Annotated in this window: 21 protein-coding genes; 20 read left to right on the forward strand and 1 reads right to left on the reverse strand. The window is 30.4% G+C overall.

Annotated elements, in window-relative coordinates:
• Positions 1–50: 50 nt before the first annotated feature.
• Positions 51–1,973, forward strand: coding sequence for a polysaccharide biosynthesis protein (locus AAEO59_RS03635; protein WP_407934915.1), 1,923 nt, complete (start codon positions 51–53; stop codon positions 1,971–1,973).
• 773 nt (positions 1,974–2,746) lie between these two features.
• Here the strand turns inward: AAEO59_RS03635 and AAEO59_RS03640 are convergent.
• The gene (locus AAEO59_RS03640) at positions 2,747–3,484 is read right to left on the reverse strand and encodes a tyrosine-protein phosphatase (protein ID WP_341699378.1); all 738 of its coding nucleotides are present in this window, start codon (positions 3,482–3,484) and stop codon (positions 2,747–2,749) included.
• A gap of 905 nt (positions 3,485–4,389) precedes the next feature.
• On the opposite strand from AAEO59_RS03640, the gene AAEO59_RS03645 reads away from it, so the two are divergent.
• The 19 genes from AAEO59_RS03645 (at position 4,390) to AAEO59_RS03735 (ending at position 23,937) form a co-directional block, all read left to right on the forward strand.
• The gene (locus AAEO59_RS03645) at positions 4,390–5,259 is read left to right on the forward strand and encodes an ABC transporter permease (protein WP_341699379.1); all 870 of its coding nucleotides are present in this window, start codon (positions 4,390–4,392) and stop codon (positions 5,257–5,259) included.
• Positions 5,260–5,412: 153 nt separating this feature from the next.
• Positions 5,413–6,720 (forward strand): ABC transporter ATP-binding protein, encoded by a 1,308-nt coding sequence (locus AAEO59_RS03650; protein WP_341699380.1) that lies wholly within the window; start codon positions 5,413–5,415, stop codon positions 6,718–6,720.
• On the forward strand, positions 6,717–7,613 hold the full coding sequence (locus AAEO59_RS03655; RefSeq protein ID WP_341699381.1) for a class I SAM-dependent methyltransferase: 897 nt from the start codon (positions 6,717–6,719) through the stop codon (positions 7,611–7,613). The genes AAEO59_RS03650 and AAEO59_RS03655 overlap by 4 nt, the downstream gene beginning before the upstream one ends.
• On the forward strand, positions 7,601–8,683 hold the full coding sequence (locus AAEO59_RS03660) for a glycoside hydrolase family 99-like domain-containing protein (protein WP_341699382.1): 1,083 nt from the start codon (positions 7,601–7,603) through the stop codon (positions 8,681–8,683). Before AAEO59_RS03655 ends, AAEO59_RS03660 begins: the two co-directional genes overlap by 13 nt.
• Positions 8,684–8,693: 10 nt before the next feature.
• Positions 8,694–9,602 carry a glycosyltransferase gene (locus AAEO59_RS03665; RefSeq protein WP_341699383.1) on the forward strand — a complete coding sequence of 303 codons (909 nt, stop codon included), beginning with the start codon at positions 8,694–8,696 and terminating at the stop codon, positions 9,600–9,602.
• Between the two features lies 1 nt (position 9,603).
• On the forward strand, positions 9,604–10,581 hold the full coding sequence (locus AAEO59_RS03670) for a hypothetical protein (RefSeq protein ID WP_341699384.1): 978 nt from the start codon (positions 9,604–9,606) through the stop codon (positions 10,579–10,581).
• A complete protein-coding gene (locus AAEO59_RS03675) occupies positions 10,578–11,696 on the forward strand; it encodes a glycosyltransferase (RefSeq protein WP_341699385.1) in 1,119 nt (372 codons plus the stop codon). The genes AAEO59_RS03670 and AAEO59_RS03675 overlap by 4 nt, the downstream gene beginning before the upstream one ends.
• The gene (locus AAEO59_RS03680; RefSeq protein WP_341699386.1) at positions 11,689–12,678 is read left to right on the forward strand and encodes a glycosyltransferase family 2 protein; all 990 of its coding nucleotides are present in this window, start codon (positions 11,689–11,691) and stop codon (positions 12,676–12,678) included. Before AAEO59_RS03675 ends, AAEO59_RS03680 begins: the two co-directional genes overlap by 8 nt.
• A gap of 7 nt (positions 12,679–12,685) precedes the next feature.
• The gene (locus AAEO59_RS03685; protein WP_341699387.1) at positions 12,686–13,708 is read left to right on the forward strand and encodes a glycosyltransferase family 2 protein; all 1,023 of its coding nucleotides are present in this window, start codon (positions 12,686–12,688) and stop codon (positions 13,706–13,708) included.
• Between the two features lie 22 nt (positions 13,709–13,730).
• On the forward strand, positions 13,731–14,909 hold the full coding sequence (locus AAEO59_RS03690) for a glycosyltransferase (protein ID WP_341699388.1): 1,179 nt from the start codon (positions 13,731–13,733) through the stop codon (positions 14,907–14,909).
• An 11-nt stretch (positions 14,910–14,920) separates the two neighbouring features.
• Positions 14,921–15,763 carry a glycosyltransferase gene (locus tag AAEO59_RS03695; protein ID WP_341699389.1) on the forward strand — a complete coding sequence of 281 codons (843 nt, stop codon included), beginning with the start codon at positions 14,921–14,923 and terminating at the stop codon, positions 15,761–15,763.
• Complete coding sequence (locus AAEO59_RS03700) at positions 15,760–16,695, forward strand: glycosyltransferase family 2 protein (protein ID WP_341699390.1); 936 nt, start codon at positions 15,760–15,762, stop codon at positions 16,693–16,695. Before AAEO59_RS03695 ends, AAEO59_RS03700 begins: the two co-directional genes overlap by 4 nt.
• Positions 16,692–17,801 (forward strand): non-hydrolyzing UDP-N-acetylglucosamine 2-epimerase, encoded by a 1,110-nt coding sequence (gene wecB / locus AAEO59_RS03705; protein ID WP_341699391.1) that lies wholly within the window; start codon positions 16,692–16,694, stop codon positions 17,799–17,801. Before AAEO59_RS03700 ends, wecB begins: the two co-directional genes overlap by 4 nt.
• Positions 17,802–19,046, forward strand: a complete 1,245-nt coding sequence (locus AAEO59_RS03710) for a glycosyltransferase family protein (protein WP_341699392.1) — start codon at positions 17,802–17,804, stop codon at positions 19,044–19,046. It begins immediately after the preceding gene.
• Positions 19,047–19,098: 52 nt separating this feature from the next.
• Complete coding sequence (locus AAEO59_RS03715) at positions 19,099–19,749, forward strand: methyltransferase domain-containing protein (RefSeq protein WP_341699393.1); 651 nt, start codon at positions 19,099–19,101, stop codon at positions 19,747–19,749.
• Positions 19,746–20,939, forward strand: coding sequence for a glycosyltransferase family 4 protein (locus tag AAEO59_RS03720; protein WP_341699394.1), 1,194 nt, complete (start codon positions 19,746–19,748; stop codon positions 20,937–20,939). The genes AAEO59_RS03715 and AAEO59_RS03720 overlap by 4 nt, the downstream gene beginning before the upstream one ends.
• Positions 20,940–20,996: 57 nt before the next feature.
• Entirely contained in the window at positions 20,997–22,136 is a 1,140-nt protein-coding gene (locus AAEO59_RS03725) for a glycosyltransferase (RefSeq protein ID WP_341699395.1), read from the forward strand.
• 50 nt (positions 22,137–22,186) lie between these two features.
• Entirely contained in the window at positions 22,187–23,014 is an 828-nt protein-coding gene (locus AAEO59_RS03730) for an FkbM family methyltransferase (protein WP_341699396.1), read from the forward strand.
• Between the two features lie 38 nt (positions 23,015–23,052).
• Positions 23,053–23,937: a glycosyltransferase family 2 protein gene (locus AAEO59_RS03735; RefSeq protein ID WP_341699397.1), complete on the forward strand. Its 885-nt coding sequence runs from the start codon at positions 23,053–23,055 to the stop codon at positions 23,935–23,937.
• Position 23,938 lies beyond the last annotated feature (1 nt).

Raw genomic sequence — 23,938 nt, forward strand, 5'->3', positions numbered from 1 at the left:
TTATCTTGGGGAACTTTACTAAACAAGAGCAAAAAAGGTTGATTACTAGTGTGTTTTCAGGCAATAATTTGATTCTGAATATACGTAATTTAAGCTATTTGCCAAGATGGATAGTTTTAGGTATTGATTTACTAGTACTCATATCTAGTTTTTTCTTTACTAAGCTTATCATAAACGGTATAGGTTTACACTATATCGCTTTTGATAATAAAGTCCCTTACATAAGTTTACTTGTAGTAGTTAATTTATTCTTTTTTTGGATTTTTAGAACCTATGCAGGCATAATTAGGCATTCTTCTTATACGGATGCCATTAAGTTATTGTTTTCTCAAATTTCAGTTTTAGTTTTTTTTGTTGGCTTAAATACGGTATTTCAATATTACTACGGGCAAAAAATTTACTTAAATACAGCGCTTTTTATGAATATGGTGCTGTCATTTTGTGGGTTGTTTTTGTATCGCGTTGTTGTAAAACAGGTATTTGAACAATTTTTTTCTGAAAAGAATGATGTGAATTTACCTCGTACCGTTATCTATGGAACGGATGCCAATGCACTTGCTGTAGCTAATGCATTGAAATTAGAAAAACCTACCCGATTTAAAATTGTTGGTTTTGTAGATCGAAACAGTCAAAATTCATCAAAAAGAATGATGGATTTGCCTATTTTAATACAAAAGAAAAAATTACCAACACTGATGCGTTCGGTTGGGGCAGAAGGAGTAATTATTGCCGATAAGAGTTTGTCTAAAGAAGAAAGACTACTTATTGTAGAACAATGTTTAGAGTTTAATTATAAAGTCTATACGATTCCTTTAGTTACTGATTGGGAAAATCAAAAAGAGATTTCTCAAAAAGTAAAAAGTTTACAAATTGAAGATTTATTAGATAGAAAACCGATTGTTCTTGATGGGAAGTCGATATCTAAGCAACTTAAGGATAAAACAGTATTGATTACAGGTGCTGCGGGTTCTATTGGTAGTGAAATTGTAAGACAGGTTTTGCTTTTTAATCCTAAAAAAATAATTGCTTTAGATCAGGCGGAAACGCCTTTGCATAATTTATGTTTGGAATTGACAACTTCTAACACTGAAATCTCGATCATAACGATAATTGCAGATATTAGAAACAAAGATGCGATGGATCGTGTTTTTAAAGAATTTATGCCGGAAGTAGTTTATCACGCAGCTGCTTACAAACATGTTCCTTTAATGGAAGCCAATCCTTCACAGGCTATTTTAACCAATGTAGATGGTACTAAGAATTTAGCTGATTTATCATGTATTTACAAGGTAAAAAGCTTTGTAATGGTCTCGACAGATAAGGCTGTTAATCCTAGTAATGTTATGGGTGCCAGTAAACGCATCGCTGAAAAATATGTCCAATCGCTTCAGTTAAAATCCAATGCTAATAGAACGGCCAAAAGTACCAAATTTATAACCACTCGTTTTGGAAACGTATTAGGATCTAACGGTTCTGTGGTGCCTTTATTCACCAGACAAATTGCAGAAGGAGGTCCCATAACGATTACACATCCGGAGATTATTCGTTATTTTATGACTATCCCTGAAGCTTGTCAGCTTGTACTTGAAGCTGGAGCAATGGGTAAAGGAGGTGAGATTTATATTTTTGATATGGGTAAACCAGTTAAGATTATCGATTTAGCTCGTAAAATGATTAAGTTGGCAGGTTTTGTGCCTGATGAAGATATCAAAATTAAGATTGTAGGTTTACGTCCTGGAGAGAAATTATATGAAGAATTATTGAATGATACTTCTAAAACAATTCCAACACATCATCATAAAATTATGATTGCCGAAGAAATCCAGGAAGAGTTTGAAATATTACACGACGAAATAGAAGAATTGATTACAATAGCTAATTTTCATAAAAAAGAAGCCATTGTAGCTAAAATGAAAAAAATAGTGCCTGAATTCAAAAGTATGAACTCTACTTTTGAAGTATTGGATAAGTAAAATGTAAACAGTTTTTTTGGGTTTTAAACCATTAAGGATTAGGGTAATTTAGTTTTTTTTAACCGCAAAGGTCACAAAGTTTACCGCAAAGATTAGCAATAAAGAATTTTCACGTTTCTTATATGAACTTTTAAGGAGCTAAGTTAAGTTTAGGTGATTAAAAAACTTATATGACTTATATGTTAAAAAATTAACCGTTAAGTTTTGTGTTTTTTGCCATTAAGCGATTAAGGTTGTTAAGTTTTATTTATTTAACCGCAAAGTTCTGAGAGTTTTTCGCAAAGATTAGCAATAAAGAATTTTCAGCGTTTCTTATATAAACTTTTAAAGGAGCTAAGTTAGGTCTAGGTAATTAAAAAACTTACATGACTTATATGTTTAAAAATTAACCGTTAAGTTTTGTATTTTTTTATCATTAAGCGATTAAGGTGGTTAAGTTTTATTTTTTAACCGCAAAGCCCTCAAAGTTTTTTCGCAAAGAGTAGCCTTAAGAATCTTCAAGGTTTACTTATATAAACTTTTAAAGGAGCTAAGTTAAGTTTAGGTGATTAAAAAACTTATATGACTTATATGTTAAAAAATTAACCGTTAAGTTTTGTGTTTTTTGCCATTAAGCGATTAAGGTTGTTAAGTTTTATTTATTTAACCGCAAAGTTCAATAAGTTTTTCGCAAAGTCCACAAAGCTTTCTATTTGTATGAATTTATATTTTACTAATTTAAGATTTAAGTAATTCAAAAAACTTAAATGACTTGTATGGTAAAAAATAAAAAGTTAAACCCTAAAAAACTGATTGTTTTTTATAATTTCCTTTAGCGGATTAACATCCTTTATGGTTGTTTTGTGGCTAAAAGCTTCAATGTGTTTGTTGTGATGCACATCTGAGCCTACAAAATCATACATTCCTTTTTGGAGCAGTTGTTCGGCAATTTTGGCAATATTTTCTCCGTAATAGCCCACAACAGCTAGTAAGTTAAGTTGGAAAAGGCAGCCTGCTTTTTTGAGTTTGTCGTATTCTGAGAAATTTTTATGGTAAAATAAATAACGTTCCGGATGTGCTAAAACAGGAATGTAGCCTGCCACTTGTAAGTCAAATAAAATAGAATACAACTGTATTGGCGCATTGATATAAGACATCTCTACTAATACATAATTGTCTTTCAATGTTAATAAACTTTCAGTTTGAAATAAGCGAACAAATTGATCATCCATTAAATATTCGGCAGCAGCTTTAAAGGGAACTGTAATGTTGTTTTTGGTCAGTACTTCAACCGTATTGTTTTTAGTAGCAATAATTTGCTCGTGAGTATTCTCCCAAACATGCTGAATGATATGTGGTGTAGTAATAAATTGAGAGATACCAAATTGGATTAACGAATTAGTGAGACCTAAACTATCTTCTATATTTTTAGCTCCATCATCAATTCCCGGAAGAAGGTGCGAGTGAATATCAATATGGTTGTCAGGAATAAGTTCCTTGAGCGTCGGTTTGGATTTGAATAATGTAAACATGCCGCAAAGATAGGGAAAGAAGTTGGGAGTTGGAAGTTAGAAGATGGAAGTTAGGAGTGGATAATTTTCGTTTTTCCCCAGCCCTAAAGGGAGCCGAAAATTATAACGTTCAGGATTAACAATGAATGTCTAAATTTCTTTTCTACCTTAGGGTAGGGTAAAGAAAAAGAAATAAACCTACAGCTCATCATTTTTTGTTTTTCCCAGCCCTAAAGGGAGCCGAAAATTCAGAACTTTCTTTATTAATAACAACGTCCTATTTCTTTTCTACCTTGGGGTAGGGGTAGGAAAAGAAATAAAAAAAAAGTTTTCCTACTCTTTAGGGTTAGTAAAGAAAAATATTTTAGAAGCTCAGGGCTATGTCACAACCCTAATAGGGAATACTAAACGTTCTCAATTAGCATAATCACATTCCCCTCTCGAGAGGGGTTAGGGGTGTGTGAAAAACGTGAGTATAAAATTTTCGTTTTTCCCCAGCCCTAAAGGGAGCCGAAAATTCGCATTCAGAGGGGCTAGGGGTGTGTGAAAAACAAGAGTATTAAATTTTCGGTTTACCCCAGCCCTAAAGGGAGCCGAAAATTTGCATTCAGAGGGGTTAGGGGTGTGTGAAAAACAGGTGTGTTAATTTTTCGGTTTTTCCCAACCCTAAAGGAAGCCGAAAATTGTAATGTCAAGATTAACAATGAATGTCTAAATTTCTTTTCCTCTTTAGGGTAGATTAAAGAAAAGAAATTTAACCCACAACTGACAACTTATAAAAAACTCACAACTGAATATCAACAAACAAGAATTTTCTCTTAAAACAGCTTTGTTTAGCTATTTTTTGTGTCAGTAGTCGGTTATTTTTGTTTTGATTCCATGTACGATAGTATATTTACCCATAGCAGTAATAGTTTTAAGATTAGATGAATCCAGGGGATACAAAACATAAAGATTGGTTGTTTGAAATAACACCTAAAAACAAATTCTTTTCGCTGAATTTAAAAGAAGTTTGGCAGTATCGCGATTTGTTGACACTTTTTGTTAAAAGAGATATCGTTACCGTTTATAAACAAACCGTTTTAGGGCCATTGTGGTATTTAATTCAGCCTTTATTTACATCGGTCACTTTTACCATTGTGTTCAATAATTTGGCCGGAATCACTACTGGTAAGGTTCCCCCATTTCTTTTTAATTTGGCTAGTATTACCGTTTGGAATTATTTCACGGCCTGTTTCACAGGAACCTCGAATACTTTTGTTTCTAATGCTGGTATATTTGGCAAAGTCTATTTTCCTCGTATCATCGCTCCTTTGACAGTAGTCATTTCTAATTTACTGAAATTTGGTATCCAACTCTTTATCTTCTTTGTTTTTTATGTCTATTTCTATTGGAAAGGCGCAGCTTTACATTTTAACTGGGCGACCCCATTTTTTCCTTTAGCTATTGTTGTTATGGGTGTTTTAGGATTGGGACTCGGAATGATCATTTCATCAATGGTAACTAAATACAGAGACTTAAGCTATCTAATCGGTTTTGGAGTACAGTTACTCATGTATGTTTCGGCAGTTATTTATCCAATGGCATTAATTCAAGAAAAAATACCGGAATACGCTTGGATAATTCAATACAATCCCCTCGCATATATTGTTGAAAGCAGTCGTTATATGTTGTTGGGAGTAGGAGAATTGCCCTTAGGGGGAATGCTATATACCCTAATATTTACATTTGCTATATTTATATTAGGAGTTTTATTGTTTAACAAAACAGAGAAAAGTTTTATTGATACAGTGTAGGAAGTCCTAAATTTTCGTTTTTCCCCAGCCCTAAAGGGAGCCGAAAATTTTAGTAATAACAACGTTCTGTTTCTTTTTCCCACCCTTTAGGGATGGAGAAAGAAAAAGAAATTTCTAACCATCCAACAGACAATCGATAACAAGCTACTCAAAATGAAAGACATCATATTAAAAGCCGAAAATATTTCTAAGCAATACCGCTTAGGTTCTGTAGGTACAGGGAGTATTAAGGATGACCTGAACCGTTGGTGGCATCGCATTCAAGGCAAGGAAGATCCGTATTTGAAAATTGGCGAAACCAATGACCGTTCGACAAAAGGAGAAAGCGATTACGTTTGGGCCTTGCAGGATATTAATTTTGAAATTGCCAAAGGGGAAGTAGTAGGTATTATTGGGAAAAATGGCGCCGGAAAATCTACCTTATTAAAGATTTTGTCCCGGGTGACTGCACCTACAACAGGCAGTGTCAAATTTGGTGGTCGTGTCGCTTCTTTACTGGAAGTAGGTACAGGATTCAACGGTGAAATGACCGGACGGGAAAATATTTTCCTCAATGGCGCTATCTTGGGAATGACCAAAAAAGAAATCGCTTCCAAGCTGGATGAAATTATCGAATTCTCCGGCTGTGAGCGTTATATTGATACCCCTGTTAAGCGTTATAGTAGCGGAATGTATGTGCGCCTGGCTTTTGCCGTAGCTGCTTTCTTAGAGCCTGAAATTTTGATTGTCGATGAGGTTTTGGCGGTAGGCGATGCCGAGTTCCAAAAAAAAGCCATTGGTAAAATGCAGGATATTTCCAAAGGCCAAGGCAGGACTGTTTTGTTTGTGAGTCATAATATGGCGGCGGTGAAGAGTTTGTGTAGCAGAGGAATTGTGTTGGAACATGGAAAAGTGGTTTTTGAAGGAGTAATAGAGGAGAGTGTAGATAAATATTTGAATCTAGATAATAATATAGTTTCTAAGAAAGTATATAATGATATAGATGCTCCTTCAAGTGAAATTATTAAACTGTTAGAAACAGAAGTTGTTAATAGTAGTTTTGAAAATAGGTCGGATTATTTTATAAATGAAAAGATTGGAATTAGAATAAAGTTTGAGATTTTAACAGAGACAGACGATATAGTTTTAGGGTTAAACCTTTATAATAGTGAAGAAGTTCATATTTTAAGTTCACATCAAAAGAAATCAAGTATAAACTATAAGGTTGGAATCTATAGAACTCTTGTTTGGTTTCCAATTAATTTTTTGACGGAAGGATATCATTTTTGTGGAGTTGCGGCAATGTCGTACAAAGGATTTTTTAGAGTCCATTTTCATGATATTAATAAATTTTCATTCAATATTATTGACTGCTTGGATAATGATGGTTCAAGAGGTAATGACTATAAAGGTAAAATTCCTGGTATTGTAAGACCAATTTTGGATTGGGAGAATGATGTTTTTTATAAAGATTCAATATGAATAATTTAGAGTTTACAGGTGAACGATTGACGACTAGTGTAGAATCAATTCATGGGGTTATTGAGCATCTACATCGATATGCTTTAGCTCAAAAGATAACTAATAATAAAATAGTTTTAGATATTGCTTCGGGCGAAGGTTATGGAAGTTATTTGTTGAGTAAGGGTGCAACTAAAGTATATGGTGTTGATATAGATGAGAAATCTATAACTCATGCAAGAGTTAAATATGGTTCAACAAAAAATATTGAGTTTATTATTGGATCTACTGATGCTATTCCTATTGAAGACAATACCATTGATGTTGTAATTTCATTTGAAACAATTGAGCATCATGATAAGCATGAATTAATGATGCAAGAAATTTCCAGAGTTTTAAAAAAAGATGGGTATTTACTTATTTCATCGCCAGAGAAAAGTATTTATAGTGATAGAGATTCGAATAACCCATTTCATATAAAAGAATTAACATTAAATGAATTTGGAAGTCTATTGGGTAAATATTTTAAAAGTGTAGATTTATTTAATCAAAGGTTTGTAATAGGTTCTCTTATTCATTTAAATAACAAGGATTTAATATCTAGATTTAATTTATTCGATGGGGATTATTTAAATATTAATAATGAATTGCCAAATGATGATTTTTACAACAAACCATACTTTAATTTAGCATTATGTTCTAATTTAGAAAGTAATGATTATTTAGATGTTGGATCATCTTTTTTCAATGGAGTAAAAGTAGTAAAAGAGGAATTAAAAGTAGTAAGGGAAGAAATGAGTTTGTTAAAAGTGAAATTTGAAAAACAGTATGATGAAATTTCAAATTCAGAATCTTTTAAATTTGGACACTCTATTGTTAAAAGTTTAAAATTATTAAGTTTTTGGAAAAAATAAAGCCAATTGCGATATATTTACCTCAATTTCATCCGATTCCAGAGAATGACATTTGGTGGGGTAAGGGTTTTACAGAATGGACAAATGTTACCAAAGCAAAACCTCTGTTTAAAGGACATTATCAGCCACATATTCCAATGGATATAGGCTATTATGATTTACGATTAGAAGCAGCACGACTGGCTCAGGAACAAATGGCAAAGGATTATGGGATTTATGGTTTTTGTTATTACCATTATTGGTTTAACGGTAAACGTCTTTTGCATGAACCTCTGGAGAGAAAATTAAAAAATCCAAAAGAAGATCTGCCTTTTATGCTTTGTTGGGCTAATGAAAACTGGACAAGAGCTTGGGATGGAAAAGAAAATGAAATTTTAATAAAACAAGAATACAATAATGAAGATGATGTTAATCATATTAGGTGGTTGTGCGCTCATGTTTTTTTAGAGGAGCGATATATCAAAGTAAATGGCTGTCCAGTTTTTTTAGTGTACAGACATAACTTGTTGCCTAATATTAAAAGAACAGTTCAATTGTGGAGAGATATTGCAATAAACGAATTTGGCTTTAAAGGTTTGTATTTGTGTTTTACCGAAAGTTTTGGTGATAGAACAAATCCTTTAGATATAGGGTTTGATGCTGCAGTAGAATTTTCAGCACATTCTATTATTAAAAATAAATTAAAATACGATAGAAAAACCATTTGGTTACAAAAATTAGGTTTAAAAAGAAAAATAGAAAATGTTGATGTTCGTGATTATGAAAAAGGAGTTGAAGAATCTATAAATCGTAGAATTTCAAATTATAAATTGTATCGTTCGGTTACACCATCTTGGGATAATACGGCTAGAAAAAGAGAGAATGGAATTGTTGCCCAAGGAAGTAGTCCTGCTCTGTATTATAAATGGTTAAAATATATAGTAAAAAGTTTTATTCCTTATTCTAAAGAGGAAAATTTTGTTTTTATTAACGCATGGAATGAATGGGCAGAAGGAAATCATTTAGAACCTTGTGAAAAATATAAATATGCCTATTTAGAAGCCACAAAAAGAGCATTAAAAAGTTTGTAAAAATATTTTTATGTTTCCAACAATTTCCATAATCGTCCCAAATTACAATCACGCTCCTTTTTTAAAACAACGTTTAGAAAGTGTTTTTAATCAAACCTATAAGGACTTTGAGGTAATTATATTAGATGATTGTAGTACTGATAATAGTCGTGAAATTCTTTTGGAATATGCTCAACATCCCAAAGTAAGCCATTGTGTTTTAAATAAAGTCAATTCCAGAAGTCCTTTTAAGCAATGGCAAAAAGGAATTGCTTTAGCCAAAGGAGAATACATTTGGATTGCAGAGAGTGATGATTATTGTGAGTTGGATTTTTTAGAAAATTTGACAAAAGTATTTTTACCTGATACTGTATTAGCTTATTGTAAATCCATTAATGTTGACAAAAACGGAAAAACACTCGGACTTAATGACTGGGCAGTTTCTTTTGATAAAATGAAATGGGCAACTGGTCATATCAATGAAGGTAAAAACGAAATAAAAAATTACATGCGTTACCGTAATTGTATTCCAAACGCAAGTGCTGTACTATTTAAAAAAAGTGCAGTTGATACTGTTTTTTTTCATAATGATTTTTATTATTGTGGCGATTGGTTTTTTTGGTTACAATTGCTTCAAAAAGGTAGTGTTGCTTATTGTAATCTTCCATTAAATTTTTTTAGAAGGCATACTTTAACAACCAGATCTATTAAAAATTATTTAGAAGAAAAAAAACGATTTAATGAATATACTATAATTGTAAAACGATATAGCTCAATAAGAAGTCGTATGTTTAATTTTAGAAAATATATGTGGATTGTACAAGAATGGCTTACAAAAAGTTCTAATTTTAAATTTACTCAGGCTATTACCATAAATATGCCTTTTCCCTTAGGGCTTATTTTTATACAAAAATACCTTAAATTGAAATTAAAAAAATAACATGGAAGCAATATGTACAATAATTACAGGAAATTATGGTCATTACGCATTGGCTTTGCATGATTCTATACTGAAATTTAATTCGTCCATCCATTTTTATATTTTTGTTAGTGAAGGAGATTTAGAAGAGTTAATTAAAAATGAGATTAAAAAACGCACAAATGTTCATTTGCTTAGCCGTTTGGATTTTAAAGATTCTGTATTAACTGAAAAATTATACGATAAATACGCTGTAAATTCTCATGATGCTTTGAGATGGAGTATGAAACCCGTTGTAATGAATTATCTTTTGAATTCTATTTATGAAAGGGTTGTTTATGTCGACTCCGATATACATTTTTTTGGGGACTATCAATTTCTATTTGAATCTTTGAAGACTAATGCTATTTTGTTATCTCCTCATTGGAGGTCTTCTAATCCTAAAGTTGATTTTGATAATTTTAAACTTAATTTTTTAGACGGAATTTATAATGGCGGTTTTATAGGTGCTTCACGATTAGGAAAGGAAGCCTTAGAGTATTGGGCTACACTTTGTCTATTTAGTTGTGAAGTAAATAGAATAGAGGGTTTTTTTGTTGATCAAAAATATTTAGATTTATTGCCTTCAAGATTTCAAAATGTGGAGAGCATCCGACATAAGGGGTGTAATGTAGCAAATTGGAATCAAATAGATTGTGAAAGAACATTTAATGAATCAGGAGAGATTTTAATTAATAATAAATATCCAATAGTTTTTATTCATTTTACTAAAAGTTTTTTTAGGGGAGTATTGAAAGAATCTGACAGTAAGCTTTTATCTTATTTAGAATATTATCGCGATGTATTATTGAAATATAGTTCTAATGATGTAATTCAAGAGTTTTTGAAGGATGAAAATAAGATTCAGAACAAGATCGAAAAGAGGAAGTCTTTTATTTTAATTCAGTTTTGTAGAAAAGTAAAGGAAAAAATAATTTGTTTTTATTCTAAATTTCAATGAAAGAAAACCCAATTATAGCAATGGTTGCTCCATCACTGGATGCTTATTCTGAAACCTTTATTCAGGCACAGAAAAAAGGATTGAAAGGTAAAGTATGTTATTATTATGGAGGGAATTTACCATTGTTTTTAGAAGGCTTTGGCAGACTAAAAACTCGTTTTGTTACTTGGGAAGTAAAAATAAAACGCAGACTGGGAATAAAAACTTTCAATGCGGATGAAATAGCTTTCATCCAATCACTAAAAAAACAAAGAATTCAAGTAGTTTTTGCACAATATGGGCCTACTGCTCATAGAGTAGTTCAAATTTGTAAAGATTTGAAGCTTCCTTTGATTACGCATTTTCATGGTTATGATGCTTCAGTAGATATAGTTATAAAGGAGTGTAACCATTACAAAGAAGTTTTTGAATATAGTAGTTACGCCATTATTGTTTCAAATACGATGAAAAGCCGATTGATTGAAAAAGGATGCCCTAAAGAAAAGTTGATTTTTAATCCGTGTGCCCCAGATACTAGTTTTTTGGAAGTTAAACCTCAATTTTCAGAACCTCTTTTCATAGGTTTGGGACGATTTGTAGATAAAAAAGCACCTTATTACACAATATTAGCTTTCAGTAAAGTAGTCAATCGATTTCCAAATGCAAAATTGGTTATTGGAGGGGAGGGGGAATTATTTGAAGTTTGTAAAAATATAGTCTGCCATTTAAAGATTGAAAAAAACGTATTGTTACCGGGTATTTTGCCCAGAGAAGAATTCCTTGCCTATTTGTCAAAAGGATGTGCTTTTGTCCAACATTCCGTTACTGCTTTGAATGGGGATCAGGAAGGGACTCCGGTAGCGATTTTGGAAGCAAGTGCAGCAGGATTACCAGTGATTGCTACTCATCATGCAGGAATTCCTGATGTAATATTAGATGGAGAAACTGGTTTTTTGATTCCAGAACATGATGTAGAAGCAATGGCTGATAAGATGATTTTACTTCTCGAAAATAAAGAATTAGCTAAACAAATGGGAAAAAAAGGAAAAGAGAGAATTAAGAATTACTTTTCTTTAGAAAACCATTTGCAAACTCTTGACCAAATAATAGGTAAAACAATTCATAAAAATGAATAAGCCTTTAGTTTCTATTATCATACCCACTTATAATCGAGCGGATTTAATTGGAGAAACGCTCGATAGTGTTTTGGCTCAAACCTATCAAAACTGGGAATGTATTATTGTAGATGATGGTTCTACGGATAATTCCAAACATGTCATCGGGGAATATTTAGAAAAAGATGGAAGGTTTCAATATCATAATCGCCCTCTAGAACGGCCTAAAGGAGCTAATACCTGTCGAAATTATGGCTTTAAAGTGAGTAAGGGAGAGTATGTTATATATTTAGATTCAGATGATGTTTTAGATGTTTTTTGTATATCAGAAAGAGTTGCATTGGTAATTAGTGATTTAGATGTTGATTTGTTAATTCGGGATTCATCGAAATTAATAGGAAATAAAATAATAAATGAAACTATAAATCGGGATCCGGAAAATATTATAGTTGAGGAATATTTAAAGATGTTTCTAAGATATGAAATTCCGTGGCAAACTATGGGAGCATTTTATAAAAGAGAAATATTAAATTCTGTTCAATTTGATGAAAAATTACAACGATTTCAAGATGTGAGTTTTAATATTAAAGTACTGTCTCAGTTTGAGTGTTTGAATCTTTTAAGAGATTTTAAGATTGATAGTAGTTTTAGAATTGATGAAAAGAAACTACAAAGAGAGGGGCATATTGAACAAATGTTTAAATCTCTTGTGATTTTTAATAAAATACATCGTAATCTACTATTGAAAGCAGAATATAGAAAAAACTTGCAATTGTTTAACTACCATTTTTTTGAAAAATATATAATTCTTTTTTTTGATCAAAGTAAAGAGGCTTCAAATTTTGTTCTTCTTAACTCTGTTAGTTTAAAAATGTTTACTTTTAAACAGAATCTTAGTATAATTGGACTTTATATTTATTTGAATACTGGACTTTATTTTAAGGAGGGTTATGGGGCGAATAGGTTTAGAAAATTTTTTAATAATTCATTTTTAAATTATTAATCATTATATGGTTGAAAAGAAACCTCTTATTTCCGTTGTTCTTCCTGTTTATAATGTGGCACTTTATATTGAAGAGAGTGTTGCCTCTATATTAAATCAAACCGTTACCGATTTTGAATTATTAATTATTGATGATTGCTCAACTGATAATACTTTATCCATAATAGAAGAAATTAAAGATAATAGAATTAAAATAATTACTAAAGAGAAAAATTCAGGATTAATACATAGTTTGAATTTAGGTTTCAAATTAGCTAAAGGTAAATATATTGCCCGTATGGATGGGGATGATATTTCGGTTAACAATAGATTTGAAAAGCAATTAGAGGTTTTAGAAAATGATAGTAATGTAAAAGTTTGTGGCTGCTGGTTACAAGAGTTCGGGAAATCTAATAGACTTGTTAGACATAAAGAATATCATGAAGAAATAAAAGCTAGATTATTGCTAAGTTGTTCAATGTCTATGGGGGCTGTAATGTTAGAAAGAGAATGGATTGGAAATGTTTTATTTGACGCAACAAAAAAACATGTAGAAGATTACGATTTCTGGTCCAGAATAGCTTGGACTGGTAAATTTTACAATATACAGGAACCTCTCTACCTCTACAGAGTTCATGAAATGCAGGTATCAACACAATATAAATCAATTCAACTACAAGGAGATATAGAAATTAAATTGTTTCTGTTTAAAAAGTTAAAATATGATTCCGAAATATTTCCGGATGAATTAATAGCTAAAGTTTTATTGTTGGATAAACACATCCAGGTTAAAGAATTAGTTTTATTTATTAAATGGTTAAAAGAACTAATTTTATTGAATAATAAACAAAATGTTTTTTCTGAACATGAATTAAAAAAAGTTCTTAATGAAATGCTACAATCCTTATTATTTACACTTTACTTCAAGCCTACAGATATAGGTATTAATAAAAAATGGCGAATTAAAGCACTTTTTAAATTACCATTTAAAAATGCCTCTTTTATTTTAAAATTAAAAAGCAGAGAAGTGTACAAATTATTATTTAAATAATTAAACCAAATTTCCATTGGATATGAGTTTTTCATTAAGGAACAAAAATATTTTATTAGTGATTCACCAAGGTTGTTTGGGAGGAGCTGAACGGCAAGCTTTGGGATTAGGAAAATATCTTTCACAACAATGTAGTTGTGATGTAAATCTACTTTTAACTTTTTCAAGCCTGACAACAAAGGAGTTTGATGACTATGTGAAAGAATGTGGAATTAATAATGTTTTACATTTTGGAACTCCTTACCTGAATTTTAAATGGGAATTTTCAATTTTAAACATCAAGAGGTTAAAGTGGTCAATAGAATATTTAATGCGTCTTAGAAAAGAAATAAAAAAATATAACCCTGAAATTATTATTCCTTTTTTAAATTTTCCTTCAAAAGTGTCTTATTATTTATATAAGTTGGTGCCTTCAGTTAAATTTACTTTTTGGCATCAATTGGGTTTGGATTCTCTTAGTTTAGATGTTTTTGAGAAAATTGCGGTTAATAATATTCCATGTGTGATTGGTAACGCATCAAATTGTTTAGATATGTTTAAATTACCTTATTCAATAAATAGCCAAAAATTAAATGTGTTGCCACAATACTTATCCTTAAATAAGGAAATAGCAGATAAAAAATTATTACGCAGTAAGTATAATATTCCGGAAAATGCAATAGTAATTGGAATGATAGCCCATTATCGAGAAGAAAAATTTCATGACTTATTATTGCAATCGTTTATTAAGTTAAATAAAATTCATAATAAAATTCATTTAGTTTTTTTAGGAAATCAATTCAATACTAGTGCAACTGAGTATAAATATAATTACCTTTTAAATATTGTTAAAAACAATAACTTAGAAAATAGTGTCTCTTTATTATCAGAAGTTAAGGTTACTGATGTGTTAAGTTGTATGGATATAGCTGTTTTGGTTTCAAGAATTGAGGGTATGCCAAATGTAGTTATGGAATATATGTTATACGGATTGCCTGTAATAACTACAAATCATCCTGGCTGTAAAGAGTTGTTAGGGGATTCTGAGTTTTTAATTGATAATACGGAACAATATTTATCGGAAAAATTACACAAATTGATTATGTCAGATAATTTAAGAAAAACAGAAGGAAACTTAAATTTGGAGAAAATAAAAAAGTATGACATACAATCTTATGTCCATAAGCTTGAGGGAATAATAAGCAAAATTATTAAAAAATGATTTAAAGTCTTATGAAAGAAAATACGGTTTTAATTTCCATAATAATACCATGTTATAATGATTGGCAGTATGTTGAGCAAGCTGTATATTCTGTTTTAAATCAAACGTATCTTGATAAAGAAATTATAGTGGTTGATGACGGTTCTAATACAAAAACTAAAGAAGTTTTGAAACGTCTTGAACCCAAAATTACAAAATTGATTACCCAAGAAAATCAAGGGCAAAGTACAGCCCGGAATGTTGGTATAAAAGCTTCAAAAGGGAAATTTATTTTGGTTTTGGATAGTGATGATTTTTTTGAATCTACTTTTTGTGAAAAAGCGATAGTATCCTTTGAAAAAGATAGTACTGTTAAAATTGTAACTTCTTTTGTTAATCGACTATTGTTAAATGGAAAAAAAGATGTTTTCAAACCAACAGGAGGTACAATACAACATTTTTTAAAGTATAATGGAGCAACTGGAAGTGCAATGTTTAGGAAATCAGATTGGGAAAACGCAGGAGGTTATGATGAAAAAATGAAAACAGGATTTGAAGATTGGGAATTTTATATTCGATTAGTCAAACAGGGAGGGTATGCTTTTGTGATTCAGGAGCCGCTTTTTAATTATAGAATTAAAGATAATTCGACGACCACAAAAGCGAATAAAAATAAAATTACTTTATTACAGTATATTTATTTGAAACATCAGGATTTGTATAAAAGTAATTTTGAAACTTTTGTTAATCATTTATTATCTATGCTTGAACGAGAAGAATTTGAAAAAAATAAAAATACTAAACGGATTGAATTTAAATTAGGTAATGTAATTTTAAGTCCTTATAGGTATTTTAAATCATTAATTTGTAGATGATTCCAAAAGTTTCCATCATCATAGCAACATACAATAGAGCTCACTTTATTGTAGAAACTTTGGAATCCATCCAAAAGCAAACTTTTGAAGATTGGGAATGTTTGATTATCGATGATGGTGGAATAGATAATACAGATGAAGTTATTACTCCTTTTTTAGAACAGGATACTCGATTTCGGTTTTTAAAAAGAGCTGATAATTACAAAAAAGGATTGCCAGGTTGTAGAAACTATGGACTGGATTTAGCGCAGGGAGATTATGTGATTTTCTTTGATGATGATGATTTTGTACATCCTGATAATTTAAAAATTGGTTTAAAGGAATTGGAAGCTTCTTGGAGCGATTTTTGTCATTATCAGAAACTATCTTATTCAGATGTAAAACCAAAATTGATGGATGCCATAGTCAAGGAAAGAAAATCACTTGACAAAACAGTAATTGAGAAGGTAATTACTCAGGAAATAGGTTTGGCTTCCTGTACAGTTTTATGGAAAAAACAATGTTTTAATGCAATTCGTTTTAATGAAAGTTTGCAATATGCTGAAGAATGGGAGTGTTACAGTAAAATAATTTCAAAAAGTTTTAATGGAGTAACTATTGATACGGTTTTATATTATAATAGAAAGCACGCTGAGTCTAACACAGGAGAATTTTACAGCAATAGCCCCATTCGAAGGGCATCCTATGCGGAAGCAATTCTATTAGTGTTTGATAATTTAGTTGAACATGAATTGCTTACAAAAAAACTGTTACATTATTTTATACAACTTTCTTTAAATTTCAAAGAATACAAATTGTTTCAACGACTATTAATTAGAACACCATTATCAAAGTTTAAAAAACTAAGATGGCATCTTTTTTATTTTAGTTTACCTTTACGCTTATTTGCTTATGGTAAATGGAAAATAATTAAAAAAACGTACTTTCAATGAAAATCTTATTGTGTTTTGGCACCCGGCCAGAAGCTATTAAAATGGCTCCAGTTTACCATCAATTAAAAAAACAAGCTAATTTTGAGGTAAAGGTGTGTGTAACAGCCCAACACAGGGAAATGCTGGATCAGGTATTGGCGTTTTTTGAAATCGTTCCCGATTATGATTTGGATCTAATGCAGCCCAATCAAACACTGAATAGCCTTAGTGCTGTTATTTTGTCCAATATGGATAGCATACTTCAGGAAGTAAAACCAGATTTGGTTTTAGTACACGGCGACACCACTACTTCTTCAATGGTAGCCTTAGCTGCCTTTCATTTAGGAATAAAAATAGGACATATCGAAGCCGGATTGCGAAGTTTTAATAAACAGTTCCCTTTTCCAGAGGAAATCAATAGGCAGTTTACAAGTAAATTAGCTGATATTCATTTTACACCTACGGTTGTAGCTACACAAAATTTATTGAAAGAAGGTATTTCGTTTCAAAATATCATACAAACCGGGAATACAGTCATTGATGCGCTGCTATGGACTAAGGCTAAAATTTCAGAAGAAGGTTATTCACTTCCTGAGATTGAAATGCTAAAAAAGACAATTCCTGTCGATAAAAAGATGGTTTTGGTTACAGGACATCGCAGGGAAAATTATGGTTTGGGTTTAGCAAATTTGTGTGAGGCATTGTTGACTATTGCCCAGAGAAAGGATGTAAGTGTGGTCTATCCTGTTCATTTGAATCCCAATGTGCAGGATTTGGTAAGAGAAAAACTGACCAATAAAAAAAATATTTATCTCGTTCCTCCTTCCTCCTATCCTGCTTTTGTGTGGTTGATGCAGCAGTCTTTTTTAATTGTAACTGATTCAGGGGGGATACAGGAAGAAGCGCCCTCTTTAGGGAAAGCTGTTTTAGTAACCCGTACAATTTCGGAACGACCGGAAGGAGTTGAAGCCGGATTTTGTCAAATAATAGGTAGTGAACAAAAAAAGATTGAAGAAAGTATTGTACAACTTTTAGATAGCTTTTCAGGCTTTACGGATGTTAAAAATCCTTATGGCACTGGTAATGCCTCGCAACAGATTGTTGATTTTTTAGTAAGTAACACATAGATGAAAATATTGGTAGTTGTTGATTCAATCGACATTGAAGACAGTAGTGGTTCTAAAGCCAATGTGGCTTTGATTCAAAACCTGAAAAAAGAAGGTTTTGAAACATTGGTATATCATTATTCCAGAAAAGAAATCCATTTAGAAGGGATTACTTGTGTAGCTATAAAAGAAATTAAGTTTTCTTTTATGTATATTTTGAGCCGTACACAAAGAGGAATTTCTAAATTATTTAAAATTAATATCAATAAACAAGTGGAATCCCTTTTCGGCTTTTCTTTTACTTTTTTTAATGATGTAAACAGTATAAAAAAAACTTTAGAGAAAGCAACTCATTTTCAGCCTGATTGGGTGCTTACTCTCAGTTATGCCTCTAGTTTCAGACCTCACAAGGCACTTTTAGCTTTGCCTCAATGGCATTCTAAATGGTTGGCTTATGTGCATGATCCTTATCCAATGCACAGTTATCCCAGACCCTATGATTGGGTAGAACCAGGGCATCAATACAAAAGGGATTTTTTTTGGCAAATTACCGAGAAATCAAAATATGTAGTCTATCCCAGTGAGCTATTGGCACAATGGATGCGAGGGTATTACTATAATCAAACAGGAAAAGAAATAATTATTCCGCATCAAATTTTTGAGGAAGACAAAAATAATAGCATTAGTACATTACCTGATTTTTTTAATGTTAATGACTTTAATATTTTGCATGCGGGGAGTATGATGGATGCCCGAAATCCAATTGCTCTCGTAAATGCTTTTGAACTTTTCTTAAATCAATATCCTGAAGCTAAAAATCATGCAAAATTGCTGTTTATTGGTAAGCCATCTTCTTTTGATAGCTTTATTAAGGAGAAGCAAATGACAGTTTCTCAGATTTTTTTAAGTGATGATTATATGCCTTTTCAACAAGTACAGGCTATGCAACAGGCAACAACTGTCAATGTTATTTTGGAAGCCATTGGTCCAATAAGTCCCTTTTTGCCTGGGAAATTTTCGCATTGTATTGAGTCTCAAAAACCTATTTTATTATTAGGACCTTATTATAGTGAATCTAAAAGATTATTAGGCGAAGAATATCCTTATTGGAGTGAAGTAAATAATACTGAAAGAATTCAATCACTTATTATAGAGCTGTATCAAAACTGGTTAATAGATAAAAATCAAATAATGGATAGATCAGACTTGAAGTGGTATCTTTCTCCAAACTATTTGAGAAAAGTTATAAAGGAATTGAAGTTCTGATTGGTTTTAAAAAAAGTTCAATGTAATAAAAATTTATATTCAAATAAAAAAAATGATAAAAAAGACACTAAAAATAATGCTAAATTTCTTCAAGAAAAAACCATTAAAATATACTTTTCATGATGATTTTTGGATTCAAAAAGTAAAAACGATTACTGTAGTAGATAGAGTTCCTTTTTTTGAAGAGTTAGTTAAAGGTAAAAAGATTTTACACTTAGGATGTAATGATTGGCCAATCTTTAATCCAGTATATAATTTACATATAAAACTAGCAAAATATGCTGATATAATTCATGGTTTTGACATCGATTTAGAAGGTGTTGAAGAATTGAGAAAATATGTGAATCAACCTTATTTTTCACATTTTGATCAGTTAAAAGGAAATCAGTATGATATATGTTTGGTTCCAGAAACTATTGAACATGTAGATAATGTTAGAGAATTTTTAGAAGGATTATCTACTGTAGAAGCAAAAATATTTTATATAACAGCACCAAATTGTTTTTCGAAAAATCATATAGAAAGAAATTTTTATGGACAAGATGAATTCATAGAAGTAAATCATCCCGACCACAATTGTTGGTATAGTCCTTATACTCTGAAAAATCAAATTGAAAAATATTCAAATTTAAAAGTAAAAAATGTTTTTTTAATGAACGAAGACAGAATGGTTTGTTGTGAAGCAGTTAAAAAGAATTTATGAAAAAAACATTTAAAAAACATTTAAAACAAGGATTGTATTTTTTTATTTCAAGATATTATCTGTTACGATTCTTATACTTTGATACTCAAAAAATAAAGCAATCAGATATTGTATTTTTTTTACCTTATTATCATACCGGAGGAGCTGAGCGAGTCCATATTGCCATATTAAAAGCACTTCAGGGTACAAAATGCACAGTTGTTTTTACCCATGGTTCTGCCACTAAGAATTTTTATAAGGAGTTTAGTAAGTATGCAAGTATAGTAGAATTAAATTCTATTTTAAATAAAAAAAACAAATGGGTTAATCAAAAATTACAAGGAATAATAATAAGCTCAATTAATACTAGTCTTTCTGTCAAATCCGTTTTTGGATGTAATACACCCTATTATTACCAAATAATACCTAAAATCAAGGATGCGATTATTAAAAATGATTTGTTTCATGCTTTCGAAGAAAATGATGACAGAGAAAGTGATGTAATTTCTTCGGCTTCAATTATTGATAATAGAATTGTTATTAATGAGGTGGCAAAACAATTTATTTTAAGTTTTTATGACAGACATCAAATTGATTTAATGTTTCATAGTAAAATTAAAATCATTCAAAATGGAATTGAATTAAAGAACTCTCCTTTTCAAAAAAAGACAGGAACTCATTTTAAAATTGGTTTTATCGGCAGATGGTCAACTGAAAAACGCGCGTATCTGTTTTTAGAAATTGCAACACAAGTTAAAAAGAAATATCCTGAAGTTAGTTTTGTTATGGCAGGAACAGGGATGAAAATTAACTTAAATAAAATTATTCAAGCTGGGGTAGAATTTTTAGGAGAACTCACTAATGATAAGGATTTGGAGCAACTATACAAAGATCTTTATTTGATTCTTTTACCATCAAAATATGAGGGCTTTCCAATGGTAATTATGGAGGGTATGGCACAAGGGGTTATTCCTATTGCTACTAATGTGGGAGGAATAAGTGAACATATTGTAAATGATAAAAATGGAATATTAATTAATGATGGCGATGAAAAACAAATAATTAAAGATTATGTTAGTATAATAGAAAATTTGTTGCCAAATAAAATAAAAATGGAAATGTTATCGCAAAATGCCTATAATTATGCTCTCCACAATTTCCAAATTCAGAAATTTAATGATAGTTATAGACAAATATTATTTAAGAAATAATATTCATTTAAATCAGATACATTGGATTTTTTTGTGAATAATTAAGCTGATATTACTATGAGAATTTTAATGGTTTCTATGCCTAATTTACATTTTTTTAGATGGACAGAACAATTAAGGGAATCCGGACATGAAGTTTATTGGTTTGATGTCACTGATGGAGCTAAAGAAGTAGAAAGAATTAACTGGGTTAAACAAATAATAGGCTGGAAATTCCGATGGGATTATCCAGGCAGGATTTACTTTAAAATACATTTTCCTAAATTATATAGTTTTATACAACAATTTAATGAACGTAATACTGCAAGAGTATTTGAACAAAAAATTTTAGAAATACAACCGGATATAGTGCATAGTTTTGCACTTTATATTTCATGTACTCCTATTTTACAAGTAATGAATAAATACACGCATGTTAAATGGGTTTATTCTTCTTGGGGTAGTGATTTATACGATTTACAAAATAATCCTAATGATTTGATAGATATACAAAATGTATTAAAAAGGGTGGATTATTTATTTACAGATTGCAAAAGAGATTATAAAATTGCTCAGAATCATGGTTTTGAAAATGATTTTTTAGGTGTTTTACCCGGCGGAGGTGGCTATCATTTGGATAAAATGAAAGCAAAGTTAGTATTAGAACAAAATAAAAATACAATTCTCATTAAAGGCTTTCAAGGAAAATGGGGAAGGGCAATAAATGTTTTGAAGGCATTAGAAGGGATGAAAGATGAACTAAAATTATTTTCTATTGTTGTATTTGGAGCAAATAATCTTGTTGAAGATTTTTTTAAAAATTCAGAATTATCTAAATGGGCAAATTTTAGTATCTTAGGTAAAATTGCCCAAAATGAGGTTTTTAATCTTATGGCAAAATCATTTTTATTTATAGGGAATAGCAGGTCTGATGGCATCCCTAATACAATGATTGAAGCAATTTGTATGAATGTTTTTCCAATTCAATCTAATCCGGGAGGAGCAACCCAAGAGTTAATAACCGATGGATTTAATGGTTTTTTAATTGAAGATACAGAAAATATTGAACACATAAGAACTAAGATAAGGCAAACTTTAAATAATAAAGAGTTGATTAAAAAAGCTGTAGAATATAATGCTATAAATTTAGTGCCTTCGTTTGATTATGACACAATAAAAAAGAAAGTAAATAATAGTTATTTAAAGGTTTTTAATTAGAATTGATTAATGTTAAAACGATGAAAATATTCAAATAATAAATTACAATTATGATTAAATGGGGCTACAATATAATTAAAAATATAACTAAAAATTTCTATCTTGCTAAAGGAGCAAATTACAATTTTAAAGATAAAACACTTATTTTTAAGATTCTTAATTTATTGTATCTTAAATCTGTTTTTGGAAAAAATGAAAATGAAGTAAGTCAGGAAATATTTGGATTCAAGGTGACGGCTTATAGTTACAACACCATTATTCTTTTGTTCAAAGAAATTTTTATTACAAATGATTATTTTTTTCAGTCAGACAATCAGACTCCAAAAATAATAGATTGTGGAGCTAATATAGGAATGTCAATATTGTATTTTAAATTTCGTTATCCAAATTGTTCAATTGTAGCTTTTGAACCTAATCCCAGGGCATTTGATCTTTTAAAAAAAAATATAGAACAGAATAAATTAGATAAGATAGAATTATACAATTTAGCTTTGTCTGACACAACAGAAGAAATAGATTTTTATACAGGAAATGACAATGAAATTTTATTGGCTTCTACTTTGAAAGAAAGAGGAGGACAAAACAATATTAAAATTCAAGCTCATAAATTGTCTTCTTATTTAAATGATACTGTTGATTTAATTAAAGTGGATATTGAAGGTTCCGAAAATCAGCTGTTAATTGATTTAGTTTCTTCAGGAAAAATTAATAATTCAAAGAAATATATTATTGAATACCATCATAAAATAAATAATAAAAAATCATCATTTTCAACTTTTATAAAACCATTTGAAGATTCTGGATTTGAATATAATATTAAAACCTCTTTTCCTAAAATAGGGGCTTTTCAAGATGTACTTTTATATATTTATAAGTGAAATTAATTAAAGATTATTCTTAATGTTATAAATAATTCATGCAAGCTTCCATTTTAATTGTTTCCAGAGATAGAAAATCAGAACTTGAAAAAACTTTGTTGTTACTTGAAAGAATGATTGATACTTCCATTCATGAAGTACTGGTGTTTTTGGATGGTTTCACTGATGAATCAACCCAATTAAAAAATGAATTGAATTGGGTAAAATGGCACGAGTCTTATAAAAGTATTGGGGCTTCCGGGGCAAGAGCTATTTTATACCCAAAAGCTACAGGACAAATTTTAATAGGTCTGGATGATGATGCACATCCTTTGAATTCTGATTTTATAAGTCTTTCTGAGCAACTGTTCAATCAATATCCTAATGTAGGGGTGTTGGCTTTTCAGGAAATCAAAGGTATTTTTAATTCGGAAGACGAAGCTTTGGCTCAAAAAGAAAAAGGAGTTGTTAATTATCTGTGCAGTGAGTTTGTGGGTTGTGGTTTTGCTATCCGAAAATCCGTTTATGATTTGACTCGTGGTTTTCCCGTATGGATAGATATTTATGGAGAGGAATCTTGTGTATCGATGGAAGTATTAGCTAATGGATATGATATTCTTTATACGAATTACATAGCAGTAAACCATAGGGTAAATAAGGAAGAACGTTTTAAAACAGGCAGGAACTATTTTCGATTTGGGAAACAATTAAAAAATACGGCTTTTTATTATTTGGTTTATTACCCTTTTCCGTTTTACAAAATTTGTCGTTTATTAGGACATAACTTTAAAAAGTATGCTTTTAAAGATTGGAATTATTTTATTGCTTTTTTTTCATCTGTTTTTACTATTATTATTAATTTGACGAAAGTTTTAAAATATCGAAATCCAATTGATTCAAAAGTTTTAAAAAAAATTAGGCAGTTGCCAAATCCTAAGTATTAAA

Source organism: Flavobacterium flavipallidum (genome assembly GCF_038289905.1).
Classification (GTDB): domain Bacteria; phylum Bacteroidota; class Bacteroidia; order Flavobacteriales; family Flavobacteriaceae; genus Flavobacterium; species Flavobacterium flavipallidum.

Bases quoted from the DNA above. Each gene is read 5' to 3' on its own strand.
- AAEO59_RS03640 (WP_341699378.1), bottom strand. From the start codon at position 3,484: ATGTTTACATTATTCAAATCCAAACCGACGCTCAAGGAACTTATTCCT.
- AAEO59_RS03645 (WP_341699379.1), top strand. From the start codon at position 4,390: ATGAATCCAGGGGATACAAAACATAAAGATTGGTTGTTTGAAATAACA.
- AAEO59_RS03650 (WP_341699380.1), top strand. From the start codon at position 5,413: ATGAAAGACATCATATTAAAAGCCGAAAATATTTCTAAGCAATACCGC.
- AAEO59_RS03655 (WP_341699381.1), top strand. From the start codon at position 6,717: ATGAATAATTTAGAGTTTACAGGTGAACGATTGACGACTAGTGTAGAA.
- AAEO59_RS03665 (WP_341699383.1), top strand. From the start codon at position 8,694: ATGTTTCCAACAATTTCCATAATCGTCCCAAATTACAATCACGCTCCT.
- AAEO59_RS03670 (WP_341699384.1), top strand. From the start codon at position 9,604: ATGGAAGCAATATGTACAATAATTACAGGAAATTATGGTCATTACGCA.
- AAEO59_RS03675 (WP_341699385.1), top strand. From the start codon at position 10,578: ATGAAAGAAAACCCAATTATAGCAATGGTTGCTCCATCACTGGATGCT.
- AAEO59_RS03680 (WP_341699386.1), top strand. From the start codon at position 11,689: ATGAATAAGCCTTTAGTTTCTATTATCATACCCACTTATAATCGAGCG.
- AAEO59_RS03685 (WP_341699387.1), top strand. From the start codon at position 12,686: ATGGTTGAAAAGAAACCTCTTATTTCCGTTGTTCTTCCTGTTTATAAT.
- AAEO59_RS03690 (WP_341699388.1), top strand. From the start codon at position 13,731: ATGAGTTTTTCATTAAGGAACAAAAATATTTTATTAGTGATTCACCAA.
- AAEO59_RS03695 (WP_341699389.1), top strand. From the start codon at position 14,921: ATGAAAGAAAATACGGTTTTAATTTCCATAATAATACCATGTTATAAT.
- AAEO59_RS03700 (WP_341699390.1), top strand. From the start codon at position 15,760: ATGATTCCAAAAGTTTCCATCATCATAGCAACATACAATAGAGCTCAC.
- wecB (WP_341699391.1), top strand. From the start codon at position 16,692: ATGAAAATCTTATTGTGTTTTGGCACCCGGCCAGAAGCTATTAAAATG.
- AAEO59_RS03710 (WP_341699392.1), top strand. From the start codon at position 17,802: ATGAAAATATTGGTAGTTGTTGATTCAATCGACATTGAAGACAGTAGT.
- AAEO59_RS03715 (WP_341699393.1), top strand. From the start codon at position 19,099: ATGATAAAAAAGACACTAAAAATAATGCTAAATTTCTTCAAGAAAAAA.
- AAEO59_RS03720 (WP_341699394.1), top strand. From the start codon at position 19,746: ATGAAAAAAACATTTAAAAAACATTTAAAACAAGGATTGTATTTTTTT.
- AAEO59_RS03725 (WP_341699395.1), top strand. From the start codon at position 20,997: ATGAGAATTTTAATGGTTTCTATGCCTAATTTACATTTTTTTAGATGG.
- AAEO59_RS03730 (WP_341699396.1), top strand. From the start codon at position 22,187: ATGATTAAATGGGGCTACAATATAATTAAAAATATAACTAAAAATTTC.
- AAEO59_RS03735 (WP_341699397.1), top strand. From the start codon at position 23,053: ATGCAAGCTTCCATTTTAATTGTTTCCAGAGATAGAAAATCAGAACTT.